At 67.0% G+C, this 19,306-nt stretch carries 23 protein-coding genes; 11 read left to right on the forward strand and 12 right to left on the reverse strand.

Features of this window, described 5'->3' with window-relative positions:
* The 3 genes from ACQP06_RS17460 (at position 1) to ACQP06_RS17470 (ending at position 1,592) form a co-directional block, all read left to right on the forward strand.
* Positions 1-648, forward strand: coding sequence for a TetR/AcrR family transcriptional regulator (locus ACQP06_RS17460; RefSeq protein ID WP_433673172.1), 648 nt, complete (start codon positions 1-3; stop codon positions 646-648).
* 175 nt (positions 649-823) lie between these two features.
* Positions 824-1,159, forward strand: a complete 336-nt coding sequence (locus ACQP06_RS17465; protein ID WP_433673173.1) for a GNAT family N-acetyltransferase — start codon at positions 824-826, stop codon at positions 1,157-1,159.
* Between the two features lie 130 nt (positions 1,160-1,289).
* Positions 1,290-1,592, forward strand: coding sequence for a hypothetical protein (locus tag ACQP06_RS17470; protein WP_433673174.1), 303 nt, complete (start codon positions 1,290-1,292; stop codon positions 1,590-1,592).
* Between the two features lie 16 nt (positions 1,593-1,608).
* On the opposite strand, the gene ACQP06_RS17475 is transcribed toward ACQP06_RS17470, so the two are convergent.
* On the reverse strand, positions 1,609-2,208 hold the full coding sequence (locus tag ACQP06_RS17475) for a hypothetical protein (RefSeq protein ID WP_433673175.1): 600 nt from the start codon (positions 2,206-2,208) through the stop codon (positions 1,609-1,611).
* 385 nt (positions 2,209-2,593) lie between these two features.
* On the opposite strand from ACQP06_RS17475, the gene ACQP06_RS17480 reads away from it, so the two are divergent.
* Positions 2,594-2,956 (forward strand): GFA family protein, encoded by a 363-nt coding sequence (locus tag ACQP06_RS17480; protein WP_379275556.1) that lies wholly within the window; start codon positions 2,594-2,596, stop codon positions 2,954-2,956.
* A gap of 176 nt (positions 2,957-3,132) precedes the next feature.
* On the opposite strand, the gene ACQP06_RS17485 is transcribed toward ACQP06_RS17480, so the two are convergent.
* A complete protein-coding gene (locus ACQP06_RS17485) occupies positions 3,133-3,804 on the reverse strand; it encodes a class I SAM-dependent methyltransferase (RefSeq protein WP_433673176.1) in 672 nt (223 codons plus the stop codon).
* A 135-nt stretch (positions 3,805-3,939) separates the two neighbouring features.
* On the opposite strand from ACQP06_RS17485, the gene ACQP06_RS17490 reads away from it, so the two are divergent.
* The 6 genes from ACQP06_RS17490 to ACQP06_RS17515 all read left to right on the forward strand — a co-directional run bounded on the left by ACQP06_RS17490 (position 3,940) and on the right by ACQP06_RS17515 (position 11,195).
* Complete coding sequence (locus ACQP06_RS17490) at positions 3,940-4,317, forward strand: VOC family protein (protein ID WP_433673177.1); 378 nt, start codon at positions 3,940-3,942, stop codon at positions 4,315-4,317.
* Positions 4,318-4,444: 127 nt separating this feature from the next.
* Positions 4,445-7,705 carry an AfsR/SARP family transcriptional regulator gene (locus ACQP06_RS17495; RefSeq protein ID WP_433673178.1) on the forward strand — a complete coding sequence of 1,087 codons (3,261 nt, stop codon included), beginning with the start codon at positions 4,445-4,447 and terminating at the stop codon, positions 7,703-7,705.
* A 73-nt stretch (positions 7,706-7,778) separates the two neighbouring features.
* On the forward strand, positions 7,779-7,946 hold the full coding sequence (locus ACQP06_RS17500; RefSeq protein WP_433673179.1) for a hypothetical protein: 168 nt from the start codon (positions 7,779-7,781) through the stop codon (positions 7,944-7,946).
* Positions 7,933-8,406: a DUF2871 domain-containing protein gene (locus tag ACQP06_RS17505; protein WP_379275541.1), complete on the forward strand. Its 474-nt coding sequence runs from the start codon at positions 7,933-7,935 to the stop codon at positions 8,404-8,406. Before ACQP06_RS17500 ends, ACQP06_RS17505 begins: the two co-directional genes overlap by 14 nt.
* The gene (locus tag ACQP06_RS17510) at positions 8,403-9,863 is read left to right on the forward strand and encodes an amidase (RefSeq protein WP_433673180.1); all 1,461 of its coding nucleotides are present in this window, start codon (positions 8,403-8,405) and stop codon (positions 9,861-9,863) included. The genes ACQP06_RS17505 and ACQP06_RS17510 overlap by 4 nt, the downstream gene beginning before the upstream one ends.
* A 24-nt stretch (positions 9,864-9,887) precedes the next feature.
* Complete coding sequence (locus tag ACQP06_RS17515; protein WP_433673181.1) at positions 9,888-11,195, forward strand: FAD-binding oxidoreductase; 1,308 nt, start codon at positions 9,888-9,890, stop codon at positions 11,193-11,195.
* Between the two features lie 77 nt (positions 11,196-11,272).
* On the opposite strand, the gene ACQP06_RS17520 is transcribed toward ACQP06_RS17515, so the two are convergent.
* The gene (locus ACQP06_RS17520) at positions 11,273-11,998 is read right to left on the reverse strand and encodes an SDR family oxidoreductase (RefSeq protein ID WP_433673182.1); all 726 of its coding nucleotides are present in this window, start codon (positions 11,996-11,998) and stop codon (positions 11,273-11,275) included.
* A gap of 48 nt (positions 11,999-12,046) precedes the next feature.
* Between ACQP06_RS17520 and ACQP06_RS17525 the strand changes: the two genes are divergently transcribed.
* Positions 12,047-12,943, forward strand: a complete 897-nt coding sequence (locus tag ACQP06_RS17525) for a LysR family transcriptional regulator (RefSeq protein ID WP_433673183.1) — start codon at positions 12,047-12,049, stop codon at positions 12,941-12,943.
* Positions 12,944-12,985: 42 nt separating this feature from the next.
* On the opposite strand, the gene ACQP06_RS17530 is transcribed toward ACQP06_RS17525, so the two are convergent.
* The 9 genes from ACQP06_RS17530 to ACQP06_RS17570 all read right to left on the reverse strand — a co-directional run bounded on the left by ACQP06_RS17530 (position 12,986) and on the right by ACQP06_RS17570 (position 19,255).
* Positions 12,986-13,426 carry a nuclear transport factor 2 family protein gene (locus tag ACQP06_RS17530; protein WP_433673184.1) on the reverse strand — a complete coding sequence of 147 codons (441 nt, stop codon included), beginning with the start codon at positions 13,424-13,426 and terminating at the stop codon, positions 12,986-12,988.
* 18 nt (positions 13,427-13,444) lie between these two features.
* Entirely contained in the window at positions 13,445-14,314 is an 870-nt protein-coding gene (locus ACQP06_RS17535; RefSeq protein ID WP_433673185.1) for a TIGR03619 family F420-dependent LLM class oxidoreductase, read from the reverse strand.
* A 129-nt stretch (positions 14,315-14,443) separates the two neighbouring features.
* Positions 14,444-14,821, reverse strand: a complete 378-nt coding sequence (locus tag ACQP06_RS17540) for a VOC family protein (RefSeq protein WP_433673186.1) — start codon at positions 14,819-14,821, stop codon at positions 14,444-14,446.
* Positions 14,822-14,845: 24 nt separating this feature from the next.
* Positions 14,846-15,055 (reverse strand): hypothetical protein, encoded by a 210-nt coding sequence (locus ACQP06_RS17545; RefSeq protein WP_433673187.1) that lies wholly within the window; start codon positions 15,053-15,055, stop codon positions 14,846-14,848.
* A gap of 100 nt (positions 15,056-15,155) precedes the next feature.
* Positions 15,156-15,728, reverse strand: a complete 573-nt coding sequence (locus tag ACQP06_RS17550; protein WP_433673188.1) for a dihydrofolate reductase family protein — start codon at positions 15,726-15,728, stop codon at positions 15,156-15,158.
* 47 nt (positions 15,729-15,775) lie between these two features.
* A complete protein-coding gene (locus ACQP06_RS17555; protein WP_433673189.1) occupies positions 15,776-16,510 on the reverse strand; it encodes an SRPBCC family protein in 735 nt (244 codons plus the stop codon).
* Between the two features lie 2 nt (positions 16,511-16,512).
* A complete protein-coding gene (locus ACQP06_RS17560) occupies positions 16,513-17,124 on the reverse strand; it encodes an ArsR/SmtB family transcription factor (RefSeq protein ID WP_433673190.1) in 612 nt (203 codons plus the stop codon).
* Positions 17,125-17,199: 75 nt separating this feature from the next.
* A complete protein-coding gene (locus tag ACQP06_RS17565; RefSeq protein ID WP_433673191.1) occupies positions 17,200-18,150 on the reverse strand; it encodes a hypothetical protein in 951 nt (316 codons plus the stop codon).
* A 286-nt stretch (positions 18,151-18,436) separates the two neighbouring features.
* Positions 18,437-19,255, reverse strand: a complete 819-nt coding sequence (locus tag ACQP06_RS17570; protein WP_433673192.1) for an NAD(P)H-binding protein — start codon at positions 19,253-19,255, stop codon at positions 18,437-18,439.
* Positions 19,256-19,306: the final 51 nt, after the last annotated feature.

Below are 19,306 nucleotides of genomic sequence, written 5' to 3' on the forward strand. Positions count from 1 at the left end.
ATGGATTCCGTTTGTCAACGGATCTTCGTCGTGACGGGCGAGCGAGTGCTGCGCGCCGATGCCCGGCGTAATCGAGCGCGGGTACTGGAGGTGGCCGAGTCGGTCTTCGCGGCACAGGGAGTCGAGGTGCCCGTCGAGGAAGTGGCACGCGCCGCGGGAGTAGGGGTCGGCACTGTGTATCGGCACTTCCCGACCAAGAAGGATCTTGTCGAAGCGATCGTCGCCGAACGTATGCGGCGGCTGGTCGACAGGGCGCGAACGCTTGCCGCCCATACCGATTCGCCGGAGGCATTGTTTCAAGTCGTGGACTGGATCGTGGCCGAGGCCACGGTGAAAAAGCACCTCCAGGCTACGGACACTGCGCCCGGCGCCGACAAACCCGCAGCCCTCGAAGCCCTCGCCGCGGACCTGCGAGCAGTGCTTTCCCAGTTACTGGCCGCCGACCAGGCCGGCGGCACTGTACGAGCGGACATCGAGCTGCCGGATCTTCTGATGGCCCTATACGGCTTGAGCGCCGCCGCCGAACACTACGGCTGGGACACGGCCCGCCGCCACCGCGCGATAACCACCGTCTTCGAAGGTCTGCGGCCACGCGAGAGATCCCAGAACTCTGGCCAACCCGGCAGCTCTGCGTGCATCGAGCGCTGAAGCGCATTCGTACGCCGACATGCGGTGTTCGTGCACGAGGGCTTGGCGGAACGTCTTGGCGTTGTAGTGTCACCGCCATGGCGAAAGCCGTTGGGGAAGCGATTATTCGGGGGTAGTCATGGCGTCGATTCTGTCGGGAAAGCTCGTTGAACTGACCGAGCTATCCCTCGATGATGTGGCACCTCTGGCGGCCGCGGCCGCCGAGAACCGCACCTCCTACACGCAGCCCATGTCCCGGTTGACGTCGAGGCAACGCACCGGCGCCAACCGCGAAGCCAAAATCCTCCTCCTGGACTACGCCTTCACCGACTGGCAAGTCCACCGAGTCCGCTTCCGCACCGACGTCCGCAACACCCGCTCCCGCCGTGCAATCGAATCCCTCGGCGCAACCCTCGACGGCATCCTCCGAGCCGATTTCTCCGACCCCGACGCCACAGTCCGAGACTCCGCCTACTACTCCATCCTCGCCACCGAATGGCCCACCATCCGCTCTTCATTGGTCACCGAATGACGGCCGCCAACTCCGGCTCAACCGTGCCTCGCAGTGTGTAGGCAGCCATATTTACGCATGTACGAATCCAGATGGGGTATCTGAATGGGATTGGTCGCACGCCTGTGGGACGCAGGCCTAGTACCGCTCTGTGACGGCATCTACCGGCCGGACGACACCGGCTTGGAGTTGGACCTCGACGGTCCTGGCGCTTATCACCCGGATGCCGGGCAGCCCATTCCTTTCGATACTGATGACAGGCGGCGGCTACGCAGCGAGGGGTAACAACGGCTACATCGCACGGGTGAACTCCGCCGGCTCGTTGCAGTGGGTCGCCCCCATGTTCGATGCGAACCCGTTCATCGGCGTGCACTACGAAGGCATGACCGCCGTTCTCACGAACAACTGGCGAAACCACCTGAGGCTCGACCTCACCCACCCCGCACTGCGTTGACGCACTGAGTGTTCTGTTACCCGTCGACGTACCAGTCCGGTGCCGGTTCGACGGACTGCAGCAGTCCCCAGTCGATATGGGCGAAATAGCGCTGCGAACATCCGGTGTCGGGATCGGTTGCGGTGAAGGTGACTACGTCTCCCGCCGCACCGAATCCGTCGACGTACTCGACTGGTCCCACGCTGGAATCTCGTAACTCTCCGGACGTGCACGACCAGGGAGTCAGATCGGCGACGGAGTCGATCCGCGGCGGTGGTAGCTCGGGTCTGCGAAGCAGTCGCCTGACCATGTTGTGTCCACGGTGAAGTTCCATGAACTCGACCTGCAATCCTGACCAGAACGACAGATCCCACCGCGCATATCGGATCTCACGGCCGTCATGATGTTCACTCCACCCCGAAGTCGCTGCGCCCCAAGCTGTTACGTACTCGTCGATCGACCTGAAGTTGTTGGTCGCCTCGCCGTAGAACCAACGCTTCTGCGCGATCGCGGTATCGATGCGGGTCGCGCCGATTCGACGAAGCAACTCTGCCGCCTGGGCAGGGGCGCTCCGACACATCGGGTGAAGCATCGCCAGTTGATAGTCATACAGCGCCGTGACAGGTTTCCCAGCCATCATCCCCCTCGGCAGAATCCCATCAAACCTACCAGCGGGGCGACCACTCACTGACATGCCGCGTTCCGCGCTGGCCGGACCGGCCAGCGCTGGCAGTCGTCGGCGGGACCGGCCACGGAGCTGGGCTTTTGCTCCACTTTCGGTGCCTCTGAGTCAGGAAACTGCGTGAAACCACTCGAGAATGGAGCAGCAGCCCAGTCCGCCGCCGAAGGCCGGCCGCCATGCAGCTTCGCGAACACGCCGCCATGCCGCCGATCGCGCGATTCATGGCGGCCGCAGCGCCTGCCGGCGAACGCACTGATCTGCCGAGTTGATGCGTCTACCGCAGTCGGCGGTGGGCTGATTGTCGGTGTGGTTGGCTAGGATTCGCGTCGTGTCACAGACGATGAATGGCGGCTGTCTCTGCGGCAATGTCCGGTTTTCCGCGACCGGCGACCCCGACTTCCCGCATTTGTGCTCGTGTGCGCACTGCCAGCGGCTTTCAGGCGCGCCGGTGATGTCCTGGGTGTCCTTCCCGGAAGATGGATTCGAATGGACCGGGCCAGGTGGGGAGCCGACTTGGTTCGAGACTTTCCCGCAGATATGCCGAGGGTTCTGCCCGATGTGCGGGTCGACCGTGGCATCCAAAGGGGACGAAGCCGGACTGGTCGGGGTCACGATGATGGCGTTGGACGATCACGCCGGTCTGATACCAGTCAAGCAGAGCTTTGCCCACAACGCAGTCCCGTGGCTTCCGCGGTTGGTATGACTTCGAGCCTCGCATGAACGTCCGCTTCTGCCGCATACCCGCTGACCAAACCGGCCCGGCACGGCCGTCTGCAGCTGGAACTTGGCGTGGCGCAGGACGTCCGCAAGTGGCCGAATGCGGGACACCGCGAGCGCGTCTAGCTGGGGGCTCCTGACTGAGAGAGATCCGGCGGAGATTTAGTTTTCGGGGTCGCCGATCTTGCGGTGCGCGAGGATGATCCCGCCGAGTGGGCTTTCGGCCGAGGTCAGAGTCTTGTCGGCCTCTACGACGAAGCCGGCATCGTCGAGCCACCTGCGCATTCGGCTGTGCTGGCGACGGTGGACATGGAGATGCATGGGGTGTCCGCCGTAGCCCTGGGTTTTCAATTGCGAGTCGTCTCCGACGTGGAAGCCGAGTAGTAGTGGTCCGCCTGGGCGAAGCACTCGCTGGAATTGGTCTAAGACGGAACCGATCTCGTCGTCGGGGATGTGAATCAGTGAGTACCACGCGACCAGGCCCGCTATCGAGGCGTCCGGGAGGGCGAGGTTCGTCATGGAGCCGACTTCGAATCGGAGGCCGGGGTGATCACGGCGGGCCGCTTCGATCATCCCGGCTGAGAGGTCGATTCCGAATGCGTCGATGTCCAGTTGTCGTAGGTGGGCGGTAATCCGCCCCGCCCCGCAGCCCACGTCTGCGACCAGGCCGCCGCCCTGGGCGCGTACTCGTTCGGCGAACGACGCCAAAGCTGAGCGTTCTTCGGGTGTTTCGTCCAAGAGGTGACGGGTGAGGTCCGCGTAGGCAGTCGCGACGGTGTCGTATGACCTCTGCGTCGCTTCCAGCCAGCCGACGGCGTCCAGTCCCGTTCCCACGGTCGAACACTATCCCGACCCGAAGAGCGAAGAGTCGGCCCTTCCTCTGTGACAGTCAGTCCGGTGCTCGTCTGTGATACCGATAGAGGTGGAGCGGTCCCAGCGAGAGGCTGGGCCGGAAGCCTCGGGGGAGCTATGACTGCAATTGCCAGGTTCGGTGCGATCGCACTCGACAGCCGCGATCCACGTGGACTCGCGGTGTTCTACCGCGCACTACTGGATTTCGACCTGCGCTACGAATCAGACGAGTTGGTCGTGCTGCAGGGCTCGAAGGTGACGTTGACGATCGAGCATGTGGCCGACCACAGGCCACCGGACTGGCCGAACAATGCGGTACCCAAGCAAATGCACCTCGATCTGTTCGTCACCGATCTCGACGCCGCAGAGCGGGCAGCCATCGACTGCGGTGCAACCAAACCCGACTTCCAGCCCGCCCCCGAACGCTGGCGGGTGCTTATCGATCCTTCGGGCCATCCCCTCTGCCTGACCATCGCGCCCGGCACCGATCGATGATTCCGCGCAGGACCACCTGAAAGTGCTGGCCATCCGTTCACGCCGCTGACGGTTCGCGGTGCTCAACCTGGTGCGGTTTGACGTGAGGCTCGATGCCACGCAGGATCGATTGTGCGATGGGTGATTCATGCTGGTAGGGCTGTTGGGTCCGGTGATGGTGGAGGCTGCGGACGGGGCGCGGGCGTCGGTCGGGGGGCCTCGGGTGCGGGCGTTGCTGGGGTTGCTGGCGTTGGAGGCTGGGCGGGTGGTGCCGGCGGCGCGACTGGTGGATGGGGTGTGGGGGGAGGATCCGCCTGCGGGGACGGGGAATGCGTTGCAGACCTTGGCGAGTCGGTTGCGGGCGACGATGCCGGGTGTGGTGCGGAGTGATGGGGGCGGGTATGTGCTCGAGCTTGCGCCCGAGGATGTCGATGCGCATCGGTTCGCTCGTGAGGTGGAGGCGGGGCGGGCGTTGCTTGCGGCTGCGGAGGCCGAAGCGGCAGTCGCGCGCTTTGATGCCGCGTTGGCGTTGTGGCGGGGGGAACCGTTCACCGATGTGGGGGAGTCGGAGGTATTGCGTGCTGCGGCACTGCGATTGACCGAGCAGCGGCTGGACGCAATCGAACTGTGGGCGGACGCTTTGCGAGCCTCGGGTCGCGGCGGTGAGGCGCTGCGTGAGCTCCACGCGGAGGTGGTGGCGCATCCCTACCGTGAGACGCTGGCCGCGCGACTGGTGCGGGCATTGGCGTCAGCGGGACGAACATCTGAGGCGGTGCAGCAGTTTCAGCGCATTGAGTCTTTGCTGCGAGAAGAACTCGGCACCGCGCCTGCCGAGGTGCTGCGCTCGGCTTTGTCTGAGATCCATACCACCGCGCCTCGGGATCGCGTGGTCGCCGAACCTGCCATCGAGACGAAATCGGGCTCGAATTCGACGGGAGTCGCGGAAGTATCCAGCACCGGTGGTACATCGAAGATCGCCGCGTCGCTGCCCCGGCGGCACACCAGTTTCGTTGGACGCGGCCACGATGTGGAAGGGGTGCGGCTGGCGCTGCGCGGGAATCGGCTGGTGACGCTGTCAGGTTCCGGGGGCGTGGGGAAGACCCGACTCGCGGCCGAGACGGTCGGGGCGCACGCCGTGGATTGGGCGGATGGTTACGCCTTCGTCGAACTGGCCGCACTCGAGCGCGAACGAGCCGACCGGTCGGCTGTGACAGCGGTCGGAGTGGCGATAGCGAATGCCCTGACCCAATTCGAGCGACCCGACGAGCTGTCCACGGAGTGGGCCGACGTACTGGAACGGACGCTGTCCGGCCGTCGAATACTGCTGGTACTCGACAACTGCGAGCATGTCGTAGAGGCAGCCGCCCGTCTGATCGACGATCTCTTGCAGCGGCTGCCCCTGCTGCGGGTGCTCGCCACGAGCCGGGAACCGATCGGCGTGGACGGCGAGCGGCTGTATCCGGTCCGGACCTTGGATCTGCCTGAAGCCGATGCCGATTTCCCCGCGGCCGTCGCATCACCTGCGGTCCGTTTGTTCATCGACCGCGCCACGGCGGCGCTTCCGGATTTCGTTTTGTCCGAAGGCAATTCGGCCGGTATCCGGGCCATCGTGCGCGAACTCGATGGCATGCCGCTGGCCATCGAACTGGCCGCCGCTCGCCTTCGGAGCCTGCCGCTACCGGAGCTCGAGGCACGGCTCACCGATCGATTCCGGCTGCTCACCAACAGCACTCGTCACGCGGTCGCGCGCCATCGCACCCTGCACGCGGCGGTCGCCTGGAGCTGGGAGCTGCTCACCGATGCGGAGGCCACCGCGGCGCGGCGCTTCTCCCTCTTCGCGGGTGGTGCGACCTTGGACGCCGTCATCGGCGTGTGTGGTCCCGACGCCATCGACACGGTCTCCTCGCTGGTGGCGAAGTCGCTGGTGGACTTCGATGGGCAGCGCTATCGAATGGCCGAGACCATCCGAGCCTATGCGACCGCCGAACTGACCGCGGGCGGCGAGGCGGACGCGGTCGCCCGCATCCATGCCGACTACTTCCTGGAATTCACGGACGCCGCCGCGCGTGGATTGCGCACGACCGCGCAACCGGATTGGCTCGCGCGCCTGATCGCCGAACACGGCAATGGTGAGGCCGCTCTGCGCTGGGCCCTGGAGGTCGGCGACGGCGAGCGCGCGGTTCGCCTGTTCGCGAATCTCGTCTGGTACTGGCTGCTGCGCGGATTGCACGCGGACATCTCCGAACGCCGCCGCGAGGTCCTCGCCCTGCTCGGCGACACTCCACCGCCGGGCTGCACCGGGGCCTACCTGGCCTGCCGGTACGCGGAGGACGTGCCGGCATACTTCACCAACATCTGGTGGGGTCAAATCCGGGAGCACACCGGGGAATTCGAGCGCCTGACCCGCGCGGCCCTCACCGAGGACCGGCCCCCGCACCCGATGTTCGTCTTGATCCTGGCGCTGCGTGACCTGCTCGGCGAGGATGACCGCCTGCTGGCCGCGTGCACCACCTCCGACGATCCGTGGTTGCGCGGAAATGCGCTGATCGCCAAGGGTTTCGATGAACTCGGCGGCGACCATCCGGCCCGCGCGCTACCGACCCTGGAGGCGGCCCTGGCCTGCCTGAGCGCGCACGGCGACGCCCGGTCCCACAGCCGCGCCCTGATCTCCCTGGCCAGCTACCGGACCCGGATGCTCGGCCTGGACAGCGCTCGCCCCCTGATCGCGAGCGCGCTGGACCTACTGAGCCCCGATCTGGGCGCCGGCGAGCGCATGGGCGTGCTGCTGTTCACCGCCGACATGTACCTGGTCGGTGGCGACGCGGATGCCGCGGCGGCCTACATCGATCGGGCCGAAGCCGTGATCACGCCGCACATCATTCCCGCGCCCGGGCGCTTCCTGACCGCGATGCAGGCGCACCTGGCGCATCTGCGCGGCGACGACGACGGTGCGATAGAGCTGTACCGGCGCATGGCCGAGTATCCGCTCCCCATCGGCCCGCCGCCCGCGGGCCGCCATGACACCGTCCGCTTCGTGAACCTGGTCTTCGTGACCACCGCCCACGCGGCGGCCCTGGTCGCGGCCGGTCGGCCGGACGACGCGCTGCGGGAGCTGGCGGTGCCCCGCGATCTGGCCGCCCAATCCTCGGCTGCGCTGCTGGCCGAGATCGGAATCGGTTATGCCCTGGTCGCGCTGGCGAAGGACGCTCCGGGCAGCGCGGCGCGGATTCTCGGCGCCACCGACCGGATCAACCGGCGGGCCGGAGTGATCCGCATCGGCCCGTTCCGGCGGCGCGCACTCGACCAAGCGGAGGCGGCGCTCGGCGCGGCGCGCCTGGGCGCGGAGTTCCTCGCGGGCGCTCGACTTCCGGACGAGGCGGTGCTCGAACTGCTGCGTACCGTTCGCTGACAACGACTGTCAGCGGACGGTACGGGCCGCACTGGATGCTCGGGACGCGAATCCCACCGATCCAGGAGTGCACATGCCCGTCCCCTCGAACACGGAATCCATTGGTTCCGTGCGTGGTTCCCGCCGACCAGGTGGCCACCATCGCCGCGGCTCGACCGCGACCGCCCTGTCGGTGCACGGTCTCACCGCCGCGATGGTGGCCACCAGCGGCGTGCTGGTGCTGCGACATGAGAACCGGTGAGCGCCCGATGAAGACGCTGGTCACCACCGCCCACATCTACATGATCATCGGCGTGTTCTCGGGGCTGTACTACCGCGAGATCACCAAGATCGAACATTTCACCGGGCAGACGCAGCTCGGTGTCGTGCACACCCATGTGCTGGCGCTGGGGATGCTGTTCTTCCTCATCGTGCTGGCTGTGGAGAAGCAGTTCACGCTCAGCGCCTGGAAGAGCCTGTTCGCCTGGTTCTTCTGGCTGTACAACACCGGCCTGGCCATCACGATCGCGGTCATGACGCTGCACGGAACCCTCACCGTGCTCGGCAAGAACAGCAACGAAGCCATCGCGCTGGTCGCCGGTCTGGGCCACATTTTGCTGACCGCCGGGCTGATCGTTTTCTTCATCGCTCTCGGCAAAGCCGTCGAAGCCAGCCGAACCGTGCGCACCGCAGCGGTATTCGCTGAGCAGGAGGCACCGTGAGCACCAGTCACGACGCCCTCTGGACGCACGATGCGGTCTCGCTCGCGGCGCTGATCGCTGCGGGCGCGGTCACCGCGTCCCAGGTCGTCGAGGCGCACCTCGAGCGCATCGCGCAGGTCGATTCTGAAATCGGTGCGCTCACTACAATCTTCGCCGACACCGCGCGCACGGAGGCCGACGCGGCAGACCGCAGTGCCCCGACCGGGCCACTGCACGGGGTTCCGGTCACCGTCAAGAACAACCTCGATGTCGCGGGCAGCCCGACCACCTGGGGCGTCGCGGGCTTCGGACAGTCCATCGCGACCGCGGACGCACCCGCGGTGGCCGCGCTGCGGCGAGCCGGGGCGATAGTCATCGGGCGAACCAACATGCCGGACTTCGCCACTCGCTGGCACACCGACAACGACGCGGCGGGCCCGACGGTGAATCCGTGGTACCCGACACGCAGCCCGGGCGGTTCCAGCGGTGGCGACGCGGCCGCGGTGGCGACGGGCATGACGCCCCTGGGCCTGGGCACCGACTTCGGCGGTTCGCTGCGGGTGCCCGCCGCGTTCTGCGGGGTCGCCTCCCTGCGCACCACCCCCGGCCGGGTGGCGGTGGCGTCCAGCCTGCCCGGGCCCGCACCCGCGCCGACGAACCAACTGTTCGCCTCGCCCGGCCCCTTGGCGCGTACCGTGCGTGATCTGACGACGGTGTTCGAGGTGCTGAGAGACAGCGCCGACGTACGCGATCCGGGATGGATTCCGGTGCCGGACGCGACGGACGCCACCCCGCCCGCGGTCGCGATCACCCTCGGCGACGATATCGATCCGCAGGTGCGGTCCGCGGTGCTCCGCTGCGCCGAGGCCCTCGAACAAGCGGGATATCCAGTGGCCGAACTGGATCCGCCGCACCTGGGAGACGTGGCGGCCGACTATGGCCGACTGGTGTCCACCGAAGTGGTGGTGCAGCGCCGCGAGGCCATGCGACGCTTCGGCAGCGCCGGGCTCAACACCTTCGTGGACGCGGCGATCAACCTGTTCCCGCCGCTGGACCTGGCAGGCTACATGACCGCGTTGGGTGAGCGCCTCACCCGCCGCGCGGCCTGGTCCCGGTTCCTCGCGGAGCACCCCGTCGTGCTCGGCCCCGTCTCGACCGAACTGCCTTGGCCGGTCGACTACGACCTCGGCGGCACCGCACAGGTCGCGACCATGTATGCGGCGCACCGCCTCACGATCGCCGCGAACTACCTGGCCCTGCCCGCGGTGACGGTCCCGGCGGGCGTCTCGGTCGAAGGTCTTCCCATCGGGGTCCAGCTGATCACCGCCCCGTTCGCCGAGCGTCGCGCGCTCAGGGCCGCCGCCCATATCGAGGCGGCCTTCCCGATGCCCACACCGATCTCCCCGGCAACCGACCCGACCATGCAGTGCCCCGCCTTCGGTCGGGCTACGGCCGGTGGCTCGGGCTCTGCCCTCTGAACATTTCGTAACAAAGGAATCCTCATGTCACACAACACATTGCGATCCACTGTGCGCGGACGAGTACTGCTGCCGGGCGACGCGGAGTTCGACAACGCACGTACGCCGTGGAATCTGAACATCGACCAGCCGGTCGCGGCGGTCGTGGAGGTCGAGGACGCCGACGATATGGCCGCCGTGGTCGGGTACGCCCGGGGTGCGGGCCTCTCGGTGACCGCGCAGCCCAACGGCCACGGCGCCTCCGGTAGTACCGCGGACAGCATCCTGATTCGCACCGGCCGGCTCGATCAGGTCGAGGTGGATCCGGTGCGGCGGCGTGCCCGGGTCGGCGCGGGAACCAACTGGGGTCAGGTGCAGGCGGCGGCAGCGCCGCACGGCTTGACCGGGCTCGCCGGAAGCTCCCCGGTGGTCAGCGTGGTCGGCTACACCCTCGGCGGCGGATTGTCGTGGTTCGGCCGCAAACACGGGTGGGCGGCCGACAGCGTCCGGGCTTTCGACATCGTCGACGCCGAAGGCCGTCCAGCCCGGGTCACCGCTGAATCCGATCCGGAGCTGTTCTGGGGATTGCGCGGCGGCGGAGGCGATTTCGCGCTGGTGACGGCCATGGAGTTCGATCTGTTCCCGGCACCCGCCCTGTTCGGCGGTCTGATCGCGTGGTCGGCCGCGCGGACCGATGCCGTCCGCGCCGCCTTCCGCGAGATCACCGACAACGCCCCGCCCGAGCTGACGGTCTGGCTCAACCGCCTGGAACTGCCGCAAGCTCCGCCAGTCATCGCGGTCGCCACCACCTATCTGGGCGAACCGGCGCACGCACGGGAACTGCTGCGACAGCTGGACGCGATCGACGGCGCCCTCGCGGACACGCGCCGGGAACTGTCCCCGGCCGAGCTCGGCGCAATCGTCAACGAACCCACCGCCCCCGGCCCCGGACTGATCCGCACCGAGTTGCTGACCACCCTCGACGAGACCGCCGCCGAGATCCTGCTCCACACACCGATCGACCCGCTGATGGGCATCCAGCTCCGGCAACTGGGAGGTGCGCTCGCCGAGCCCACCGACGGCGCGGTCCCATCGTTCGCGGAGCCCTACACCTTGTCTCTGCAGGCGATCGGCTCAGCCCCGGACACCGTCGCCGCGGTACAGGCCACTCAGAAGCGCATCATCGCCGAACTGGGCGCACGAGTCAGCGGCCGCAAACCGTTCACCGTTCTGTCCGCCGGCGACAGCGCCACAGAGGTTTTCGACGCCGGCACCTTGGACCGGCTCCGAAAGCTCAAGCACACCCGCGACCCACACGGCATGTTCCGCTCCAACTTCCCGATCCTCCACTGACCCTGCGGTTTCGAACCCGCCGCCCTGCTGTGCCCCGCGGTTCACGATCGGCGAGGCACAGCACGGCCACGTGGCTGTCACCAGGGCACGGCTCCCGCGTCGTCGATGAATTCGCCGGTCGGGCCGTTGTCGGGCAGGGTGGCGAGGTGAATCGCGACGGCCGCGCCCTGTTGTGGGGTGCGGACGCCGCTGAAACCGTTGAGGTCGGTGGCGGTGAAACCGGGGCAGCCGCAGTTGATCAGGATGCCGGTGCCACTCAGTTCCTTGGCGTACTGGATGGTGACAGCGTTGAGGAAGGTCTTCGACGCCAAGTACGCGGCAGGAACCGGGCCCATATCGATGCTGGGTGTGGTTTGCAGGCTCAGCGAACCGACACTGCTGGACATGTTCACAATTCGCGGCGAAGCCGAGGCTCGCAGCATCGGCAGCATCGCGTTGGTCACCCGGATGACCCCGATCACGTTGGTTTCCACCACGATTCGCACGGTCGCAGGATCGACCGTGGTCGGTGTCTGCGGCATACCGCCGGTGATCGCGGCATTGTTGACCAGGACATCGAGCCCTCCGGCTTGCTCGGCGATCAACTCGGCCGCGGCCGCAACACTCGCGTCGTCGGTCACGTCGAGCGGTACTGCGAACGCATCGGTCCCGGCCGCGCGCAGCTTCTCCACCGCGGTCTCGCGGCGTTGCCGGTCCCGCGCGCCCACACCGATTCGCCAGCCCAGGGCGCCCAGGCCCGCGGCGATCTCGAATCCGATTCCTTTGTTCGCGCCGGTCACCAGCGCAATCGTTCGTTCACTCACACCGCCGATCGTGCTGCCGACTCGGGTGAGGCGTCCAAGACCGATTGGGTGGGCGACGATACCGCACGGGTATTCGTCCTGTTCAGCGCCCGATACGATGACGTGGTGGAGACCCGGGAGTTGCGATACTTCGTCGCCGTCGCCGAGGAGTTGCACTTCGGGCGGGCGGCACAACGGCTCGCGATGGCGCAACCACCGCTGTCGCGGGCGATCCAGCAGCTCGAACGGCGGCTCGGAGTCGTTCTGCTGCACCGCGCTTCGCGCGCGATCACGTTGACCGAGGCCGGGTCAGTGCTGCTGCGGGAGGCCAGGCTCGCCCTCGAAGCGGTCGAGGCCGCCGAGCGCCGCACCCGCCGCGCCGCTGCCGACCGGCCCGGTCTGGTGCTGGCCACCAAGGCGGGAGCGTCCAGAGAACTGTTGTCGAAGCTGCTGGACGCTTTCGCAGCCGACCCCGGCGCGGTCGACGTCGAGGTAATGCTGTGCGGGCCCGGCGAATCGGAAGGCCTGCTACGCAACGGGAGTGTCGACATCGCCCTGCTCCAGCGGCCCTACGACACGACAGCCGGATTCGACACCGAAGACCTTTACACCGAGCAACAGGTCCTGGTCCTGCCTGCGGGGCATCCCCTCTCCAACCGACCCCATATGTCGATGGCCGAGGTCAAGACCCTGACGGACCTGCCCCTGCCGCGCTGGCCTCGACGGGATGGGAGTTATCCGGACGGCCCCGGCCCGCAGGTTCGCGACCACACCCAGTTGACCCAACTGATCACTCTCGGACGGGCCTGCGCGCTCATGCCCGAGTCGCTCCGAGCCCAACTACGCGACGATCACGCCATCGTGCCGGTGCCGGACGCACCGGCCGTCACGACCGTCATCGCCTGGCCGCCACACAGCAGATCCAAAGCCGTCGCCGACCTCGTCCGGACGGCGACGCGCCTGTAGCCGATGCGATCGGCGAATGCCGCGTGCTCACGCGGCATTCGCTCAGCGCCAGCGGTTCTCCAGCAGCTGCCAGGTGTCGCTGACCGATTCCATGGCCTCATAGCTGCGGGTGTAGCCGGTTTTGCTGATCCGCCAGACTCCGTCGTCGCAGCGGCGGTATTCGTCGGAGTAGAAGGCGGCACCGGAGAGGATTTGGCGCTGTTCGGTGAAGATGACCTGGTCGGTGAGATACCAGGTGCCCGTGGCGGTGTCGCCGTCGATGTCGATTTCGGGGTGGTGGCAGTTGTGGACGGTGATGATCGCGGCGGTCAGGCTATTGCGCATGTGGCCGACCAGGGCGTCACGGTCGGCGAATGAGAGGCGGTGACCGTATTCCGCGGTGACATCGGGGGTGAGGGTATCGGCGAACTCGTCCCAGTTCTTCAGGTCCAGTGCCCGAAGGTAGCGGTACTTCAGCCGGCGAATCGATTCGATCGTATCCATGATCTTCTCCTCGGGATTTCAGAGCGCCGCGATGACCGCGGCCGCGTACTTTTCGATCTGTTCGATCCGCTGATCGAGCGCGCGCTCGTCGGGGCCGCTCTCGTGAACCCCGCGGAACCCCACCACCACATCGGTGACCCCCGAATCCGCCAGTCGCCGCACCCCGTCGACCGTGAACGCCTCCCGAGACGCGGCAAAGGTCCGGAACTCCTTCTCCGGAGCCAATTCTCGGCGCAATTCACCCAATCGCCCGAGTATCCTGTTCAGCTCTTCACTGCTCCCACCCGCGCTCATCCACCCGTCGCCCCGCACCACCGACCGCCGCAACGCCGCCTCGCTGTGCCCACCGACCAGAATCGGCAACGGCTGCGCGGGAACCGGATTCATCTCGATCTCGGGAATGTCATAGAACTCCCCGTGGAATTGGAACGCCCCACCCCCGCACAGCCCGCGAACGATATCGATGCACTCGTCGAGCCGCTTGCCCCGCTTCTCGAAATCCACACCCATCATCGTGAAGTCCTGCGGCCACGGACTGATCCCGACGCCCAACGACAACCGGCCCGCACTCAAAGCCGCGACCGACGCCGCCTGCTTGGCAACCAGAACAGGTGGCCGCACCGGCAACTTCAACACGAATGGCGTCACTTCCAGCCTGCTGGTGGCCGCAGTGACCGCGGCGGCCAACACCAACGGCTCGATAAACGGCTTCCCCCGCAAAAACTCCCGCGTCCCGTCCTCCGTATACGGATATCGCGCGTCCGACTCCGTCGGATAAGCAAGGCTGTCCGCCAAACAGATGCCGGTGAATCCAACCTCCTCGAGCGATCGCGCCAGCGGGAGCCAATGCGCGGGGTCGCCCGCAGCCTCAGCGAAGTGGAATCGCACGACGGTCAGACCTCCTGGATGGCACTGTGACAGGTGCCACCACCATCACCCGCCACCCCAGCTTCCTCACCGCACAGTCTCAACCTCCGGGAACAGCAACCCTGCCGATGGGACCGTCGCGCGCGCTCGTCACGCAGTGGTTCTGCGCCGGCTCGCGATCTGGAAGACGTTGCCGAACGGGTCGCGAACCATGGCTCGGAAGTCGCCGTAGGGCGTGTCGAGGGGCTCTTCGATGGTGATCGCGCCCGCCGCGTGTGCGCGTTGGTAGGTGGCGGTCACGTCGTCGACGTAGATGTACAGGAAGGCGGGGAATGCTTCGCGTTCTCCGGCGGCCGAGACCATGACCAGGGAGTCGCCGATGCGGAGCTCGGTCGGTCGGTTCGGCTCGACGTTGCCGACGGCATCGAAGACCGTCTGGAGGAAGGCGACTGCGGCATGTTGGTCGTCCACCACCATGCGGGGCGTCACCGAATGGAATCCGGGCGGGGGAGGTTGGGCCGCAGGCATGGGAACAGTGTCGCTCAGGGGCGGCTAGACGAGTTCTACTTCGTCGAAGCGGACGGTGAAGGTGTGGCGGCGTTCGTGGAGGACGCCGCCTTCGCGGTGGGTGAGGCCTTCGGCGAAGTCGATGCGGAGTTCTTCGCGGCGCGGGTCGACGGTGCGGACTACGGCGCAGATTCCGGAGAACGGCCCGGACGGGAAATAGACGACGTCACCTGGTCCGTATTCGGTGGTTCCCACGGGGGTCAGCGTAATCGCGGATGATCAACTGGTGTGGGAAGAACATTCGGGCCCGGCGGATTCGATCCGCCGGGCCCGAATTCGGAGCTGTCGGGAACGGTCAGCGCACGACGTCGAAGACGTTCTTCTGGATGCCGTTGGCGTAGGTCTCGGACTCGACCAGCTTCAGCTTCTGGACATCCTTGTCGGTGTCGGAGAACAGTCGCTTGCCCGCGCCCAGCAGCAGCGGGAAGACGAGCAGGTGGTAGCGGTCGATGAGGCCCGCGTCGGACAGGCCGCGGTTGAGGGTGGCGCTGCCGTGGACGATGATCGGGCCGCCCTCGGTGTCCTTGAGCTTGGCGACCTCGTCGATGGAACGCAGGATGGTGGTCTCGCCCCAGTTGGACACCAGGTCGTCCTCTTTGAGCGTGGTGGAGACGACGTACTTCGGCATCACCTTGTAACCGGCGAAGTCCTCCATGTCCGGCCACACGGGGCTGAACGCCTCATAGCTGGTGCGGCCCAGCAGGATCGCCGCCGACTCCTCCTGCTCGCGGCCCTTGATCTCGTAGGCCTCGGGAACGAAGTCGATGTCCTTGAAGGTCCATCCGGAGTTCCGGTACCCGGGTTCGCCGCCGGGGCCCTCCACGACGCCGTCGAGGGATACGAAGGCGGTGCTGATCAGGGTGCGCATGCTGTTCTCCTTGATATGTGGTGTGCAGGGTGATCGTCGTGTCGGGTTCAGCTCACCAGGGCGGTGAGCCAGTGCTGCCAAGCGGTTTCGGCGCCGTCGGTGTCGGGTCCGAACAGATGGTGGAACATCAGGGCCAGACCGGTGGGGGCCTGGTGGAAGGTGTAGAGGCCGTCGGCGGTGCGGATCTCGAACCGTTCGTCGTCGGCCCACACCACCTCACCGTCGATCGAAGGCAGGCCGGTGGGGGAGGCGTGCACGGGCGCGCCCGCCACGAGCGGCGTCGGCAGGGTCAAAGCCTCGATGAGCGCATCCCGCACCGCGCGGCCGGAAGAGCCTGTCGCGACACCGAATACGGGCACCGCGATCCGCCCCGGGAAGTAGCGGAGGTACTCACGCAACGTATTGAGGTGGAACGGCCAGCCCCGCCGCAGCGCGTCGTACTCGTCCTGCCAGTCGTCGCCCAGCACGCCGCTGTGCACGACCCGCAACACGGTACTGCCGCCCTCACGCCCCTCGATCAGATACTCGAAGGCCATGAACCGCCCGTCCTCGTCGGTCCCGGTGCGGGTCGCGAGCCGCTTACCCGGCTCGTAGGCGGTGATCACGGCTTCTTCCCGCTGCCCGCCGGTCTCCATGGCCGAGATCCCGCCCTCGCGCGCCTCGATCTCATTGCGGCCCATGAACCAGGAGTCGACTCCCGGCCCGGTCGCGATCGCCTCCCACACCTGTTCCGGGGTGGCCGGCAGGTGCTCTTCCAGTTCGAGCTCGAACGGATGTCCCATGGTCAGTTCCCCTGTTCTGCTGCGGTTTCGGTGGCGGCGTCGGGGATCTGATGCATCCCGACCACCACCCGATGATTGCGGCCCGCCGGTGCGGACTCGTCGTGATAGCGGCTCACCAGCGAGGTGACCGCATCGGCCAGCTCCTCGGCGAACGCGGCCCGGTCGGCGGCGGAGGCGAACCGCACCTGCGCGTCGATCCCGAATGTCGCGACCCGCCGCTGCGCCCGCGCGGCGCCACTGAGCAGCGACCCGACCTCCTGGACGAGCCGTGACCCCAGCGCGAGCAGCCACCGGGCCGACAGCTGATCGGGCGAGCGCGCCGGATCGGGACTGACCGCCCCCATCGCACTGGGCGAGATCACGTAAGACGCTGCGGTAGCGCGATATACACGCTCGGTGACGTTGCCCTTGCGGCGTTCCTCCACCAACTCCACCAGCTCGTGCCGGGCCAGTTCCTTGAGGTGGTAGTTGATCTTCTGCCGCGGCAACCCCAGCCGTCCGGCCAGCATGGCCGCCGACCCTGGTTCGGCGAGCGCGGCGAGGATCCGAGACCGGATCGGGTCCAGGGACGCCTCTGCCGCTGCGGGTTCTTCGATCACTGCGACGTCGAGCATGGCTCAACCTTCGCACCGACAAATTATTTTGTCAAGACAAATCGAGTTGTCGGTTGAACCCGCTTGCCCGACTCGTCAGGCCACCGACTTCATACCCGGGAGGGCCTGGACGTAGCGGCCGCCGGCATCGGTTTGGTCGGGACGGCCCAGGCGGATGAGCGCGTGCGGGTAGGCGCACTCGTGAAGGAGGGTGTCGCGCAGGCCGGAACGGACTTCGGGGATCTTCATCGTTTGCGACAGCAGCGAGCTGGCCAGGCCGTTGCGGGCGGCGGTCAGCAGGATGGAGCTGGCCGCCTCGCCGGCGTTCAGGTGGGAGATCGCGTCGTCGGAGGGCGTGCAGAGGATCAGGAGTTCCGCCGAGTCGGGGGCGCGATCGTTGAACGGGTCGTCGGAGTCCGGGACGGGCGCGAGTAGCGGGCGGGCGGAGGCCCAGGTCTGCCGCTCGGGCTTGGCGGCCAGGTCGCGCTGATCGATGCGGCCTGCGACGCCGGTGAGGAAGTCCCCGTACTCGGTATTGCGGTCGGCGGCGGCGCGATACACGGTGGACAGATTGCGGCGCAGCCCGTCGGGAACGTGTCGGGCTGCCGCACGAGTGCCCGCGGTGCTGCCGCTGATGGAGCGAATCAGGTTGGGCGGCATGGCCCAGGGCCGGAAGCGGCTGTGCTGGAACTGCTGCTGGAAGATCGCGCCCGCCAAGGTGATCTGATCACGGTTGGCGGTCGCCGGTGCGAGATGAAGAATCGCAAGGTAATTCGCATCCAAGGGGTCCGGCATCCGCACGGCGGCCGAGGACCAGCCGAAAGCCGTCAAACCCGTCCGCAGATGATGCAGCGCCGCACCGTGACCGAGCATGCTCGCACGATGCGAGGCCGGATCGATGATCTCGGAAGTTGGCGCGTCCTCGATGCGAATATGCAGGGACGCGCCTCTCATCCACCAGATCCACGGCAGGGCACCGTTCATCAGTGGTGCTTCCCGCGCCATTTCCAGCGCGGCGCGAATTGTTTCCTCCGACGGTGCGGTCATCAGACGCATGACTATGGATTCCTGTTGCTTTGGGCCGTCGGCGGAATGGAGATGCCGCGGCGGCGGAAGGCATCGGCCCGGCGATCGATCCGGGACCCAGACAATCTGAAACGAATCTACGTCATACATAAGACCAGCTCACAGCCGGTGACGTCCACCCGCGGTGAGCTGGCTCACTGGCCGAACCCGGCGTTTTCTCATTCAACGAGTTGCGCGTCACAGAATTCGTGCTGTGTATTCGGCAATGGTTATAACCGGCCGCGCGACGCGCGGAATTCTCGATTCCTCAACGGAAGGCAGTGATGGTGCGCGAAACCCAATCGCCGAATGTATGAGGCGGCCGTCCGAGCAGTCGTTCGACATCCGGGCTGACGGCCTGTTCGGCGGCGGACGGCGTGCCGAGCGCGCCCAGCGTTGCCTCCACGACCGGTTCGGGCATGTACCGCAGCATCTGGGTCCGCGCTTGCGCACGGCTCTGCTCGACGAAACGCACGGGCTCGCCCAACGCCGCACCGATCGCCTCGGCCTGCTGTCGCGGCGAGATCGGTTCCGGCCCGGTCAATGTATAGACGTGGCCCTGATGGCCGGGCTCACGGAGCGCGATGGCCGCCACCTCGGCGATATCGGCCGGGTCGACAGCGGGGACGGCCACATCACCGAACGGCGCGGCGACCATCCGCTCCGTCCGGACCGTCTCGGCCCATTGCAGCGCGTTGGAATCGAAGTTGCCCGGCCGCAGCATCGTCCATTCCAGGCCCGATCGCTGGACGGCGTCCTCGAGCACCGACGGATGCCGGCCGGTGCCGACGCCGTGGGAGGACAACAAGACCACGCGCGGAACCTCGGCCGCGCGAACTTCATCGAGGACGGCATCGATATCGCCGTTCGCCATGAATTCCGGTGAGGTGAGCAGAAACAGCGCCGCCGCACCGGGGAGGACCGGCCCGAGGGTCCGCGGCTGGGCCAGGTCGGCCCGGTGGTGCCGGACTCCGTCGGGTACCCCGATCTCTTTCCGGGACACGGCGATCACCGATTCCCCTGCGCGCGCGAGTGTCTGGACGAGCGGCACCCCGACATTGCCGGTCGCTCCCGTGACCACGATCATCACTATCTCCTGTTCGGCGATTGTTCTACGCAGTCGGCGACGCTACTATCC

Source organism: Nocardia sp. CA-136227, assembly GCF_050955695.1.
Lineage (GTDB): Bacteria > Actinomycetota > Actinomycetes > Mycobacteriales > Mycobacteriaceae > Nocardia.

Coding starts and splice junctions, on each gene's coding strand:
- ACQP06_RS17460 (WP_433673172.1), top strand. CDS start 1: ATGGATTCCGTTTGTCAACGGATCTTCGTCGTGACGGGCGAGCGAGTG.
- ACQP06_RS17475 (WP_433673175.1), bottom strand. CDS start 2,208: ATGGCTGGGAAACCTGTCACGGCGCTGTATGACTATCAACTGGCGATG.
- ACQP06_RS17480 (WP_379275556.1), top strand. CDS start 2,594: ATGAATGGCGGCTGTCTCTGCGGCAATGTCCGGTTTTCCGCGACCGGC.
- ACQP06_RS17490 (WP_433673177.1), top strand. CDS start 3,940: ATGACTGCAATTGCCAGGTTCGGTGCGATCGCACTCGACAGCCGCGAT.
- ACQP06_RS17495 (WP_433673178.1), top strand. CDS start 4,445: ATGCTGGTAGGGCTGTTGGGTCCGGTGATGGTGGAGGCTGCGGACGGG.
- ACQP06_RS17500 (WP_433673179.1), top strand. CDS start 7,779: ATGCCCGTCCCCTCGAACACGGAATCCATTGGTTCCGTGCGTGGTTCC.
- ACQP06_RS17505 (WP_379275541.1), top strand. CDS start 7,933: ATGAGAACCGGTGAGCGCCCGATGAAGACGCTGGTCACCACCGCCCAC.
- ACQP06_RS17515 (WP_433673181.1), top strand. CDS start 9,888: ATGTCACACAACACATTGCGATCCACTGTGCGCGGACGAGTACTGCTG.
- ACQP06_RS17530 (WP_433673184.1), bottom strand. CDS start 13,426: ATGGATACGATCGAATCGATTCGCCGGCTGAAGTACCGCTACCTTCGG.
- ACQP06_RS17540 (WP_433673186.1), bottom strand. CDS start 14,821: ATGCCTGCGGCCCAACCTCCCCCGCCCGGATTCCATTCGGTGACGCCC.
- ACQP06_RS17550 (WP_433673188.1), bottom strand. CDS start 15,728: ATGCGCACCCTGATCAGCACCGCCTTCGTATCCCTCGACGGCGTCGTG.
- ACQP06_RS17555 (WP_433673189.1), bottom strand. CDS start 16,510: ATGGGACATCCGTTCGAGCTCGAACTGGAAGAGCACCTGCCGGCCACC.
- ACQP06_RS17560 (WP_433673190.1), bottom strand. CDS start 17,124: ATGCTCGACGTCGCAGTGATCGAAGAACCCGCAGCGGCAGAGGCGTCC.
- ACQP06_RS17565 (WP_433673191.1), bottom strand. CDS start 18,150: ATGACCGCACCGTCGGAGGAAACAATTCGCGCCGCGCTGGAAATGGCG.
- ACQP06_RS17570 (WP_433673192.1), bottom strand. CDS start 19,255: ATGATCGTGGTCACGGGAGCGACCGGCAATGTCGGGGTGCCGCTCGTC.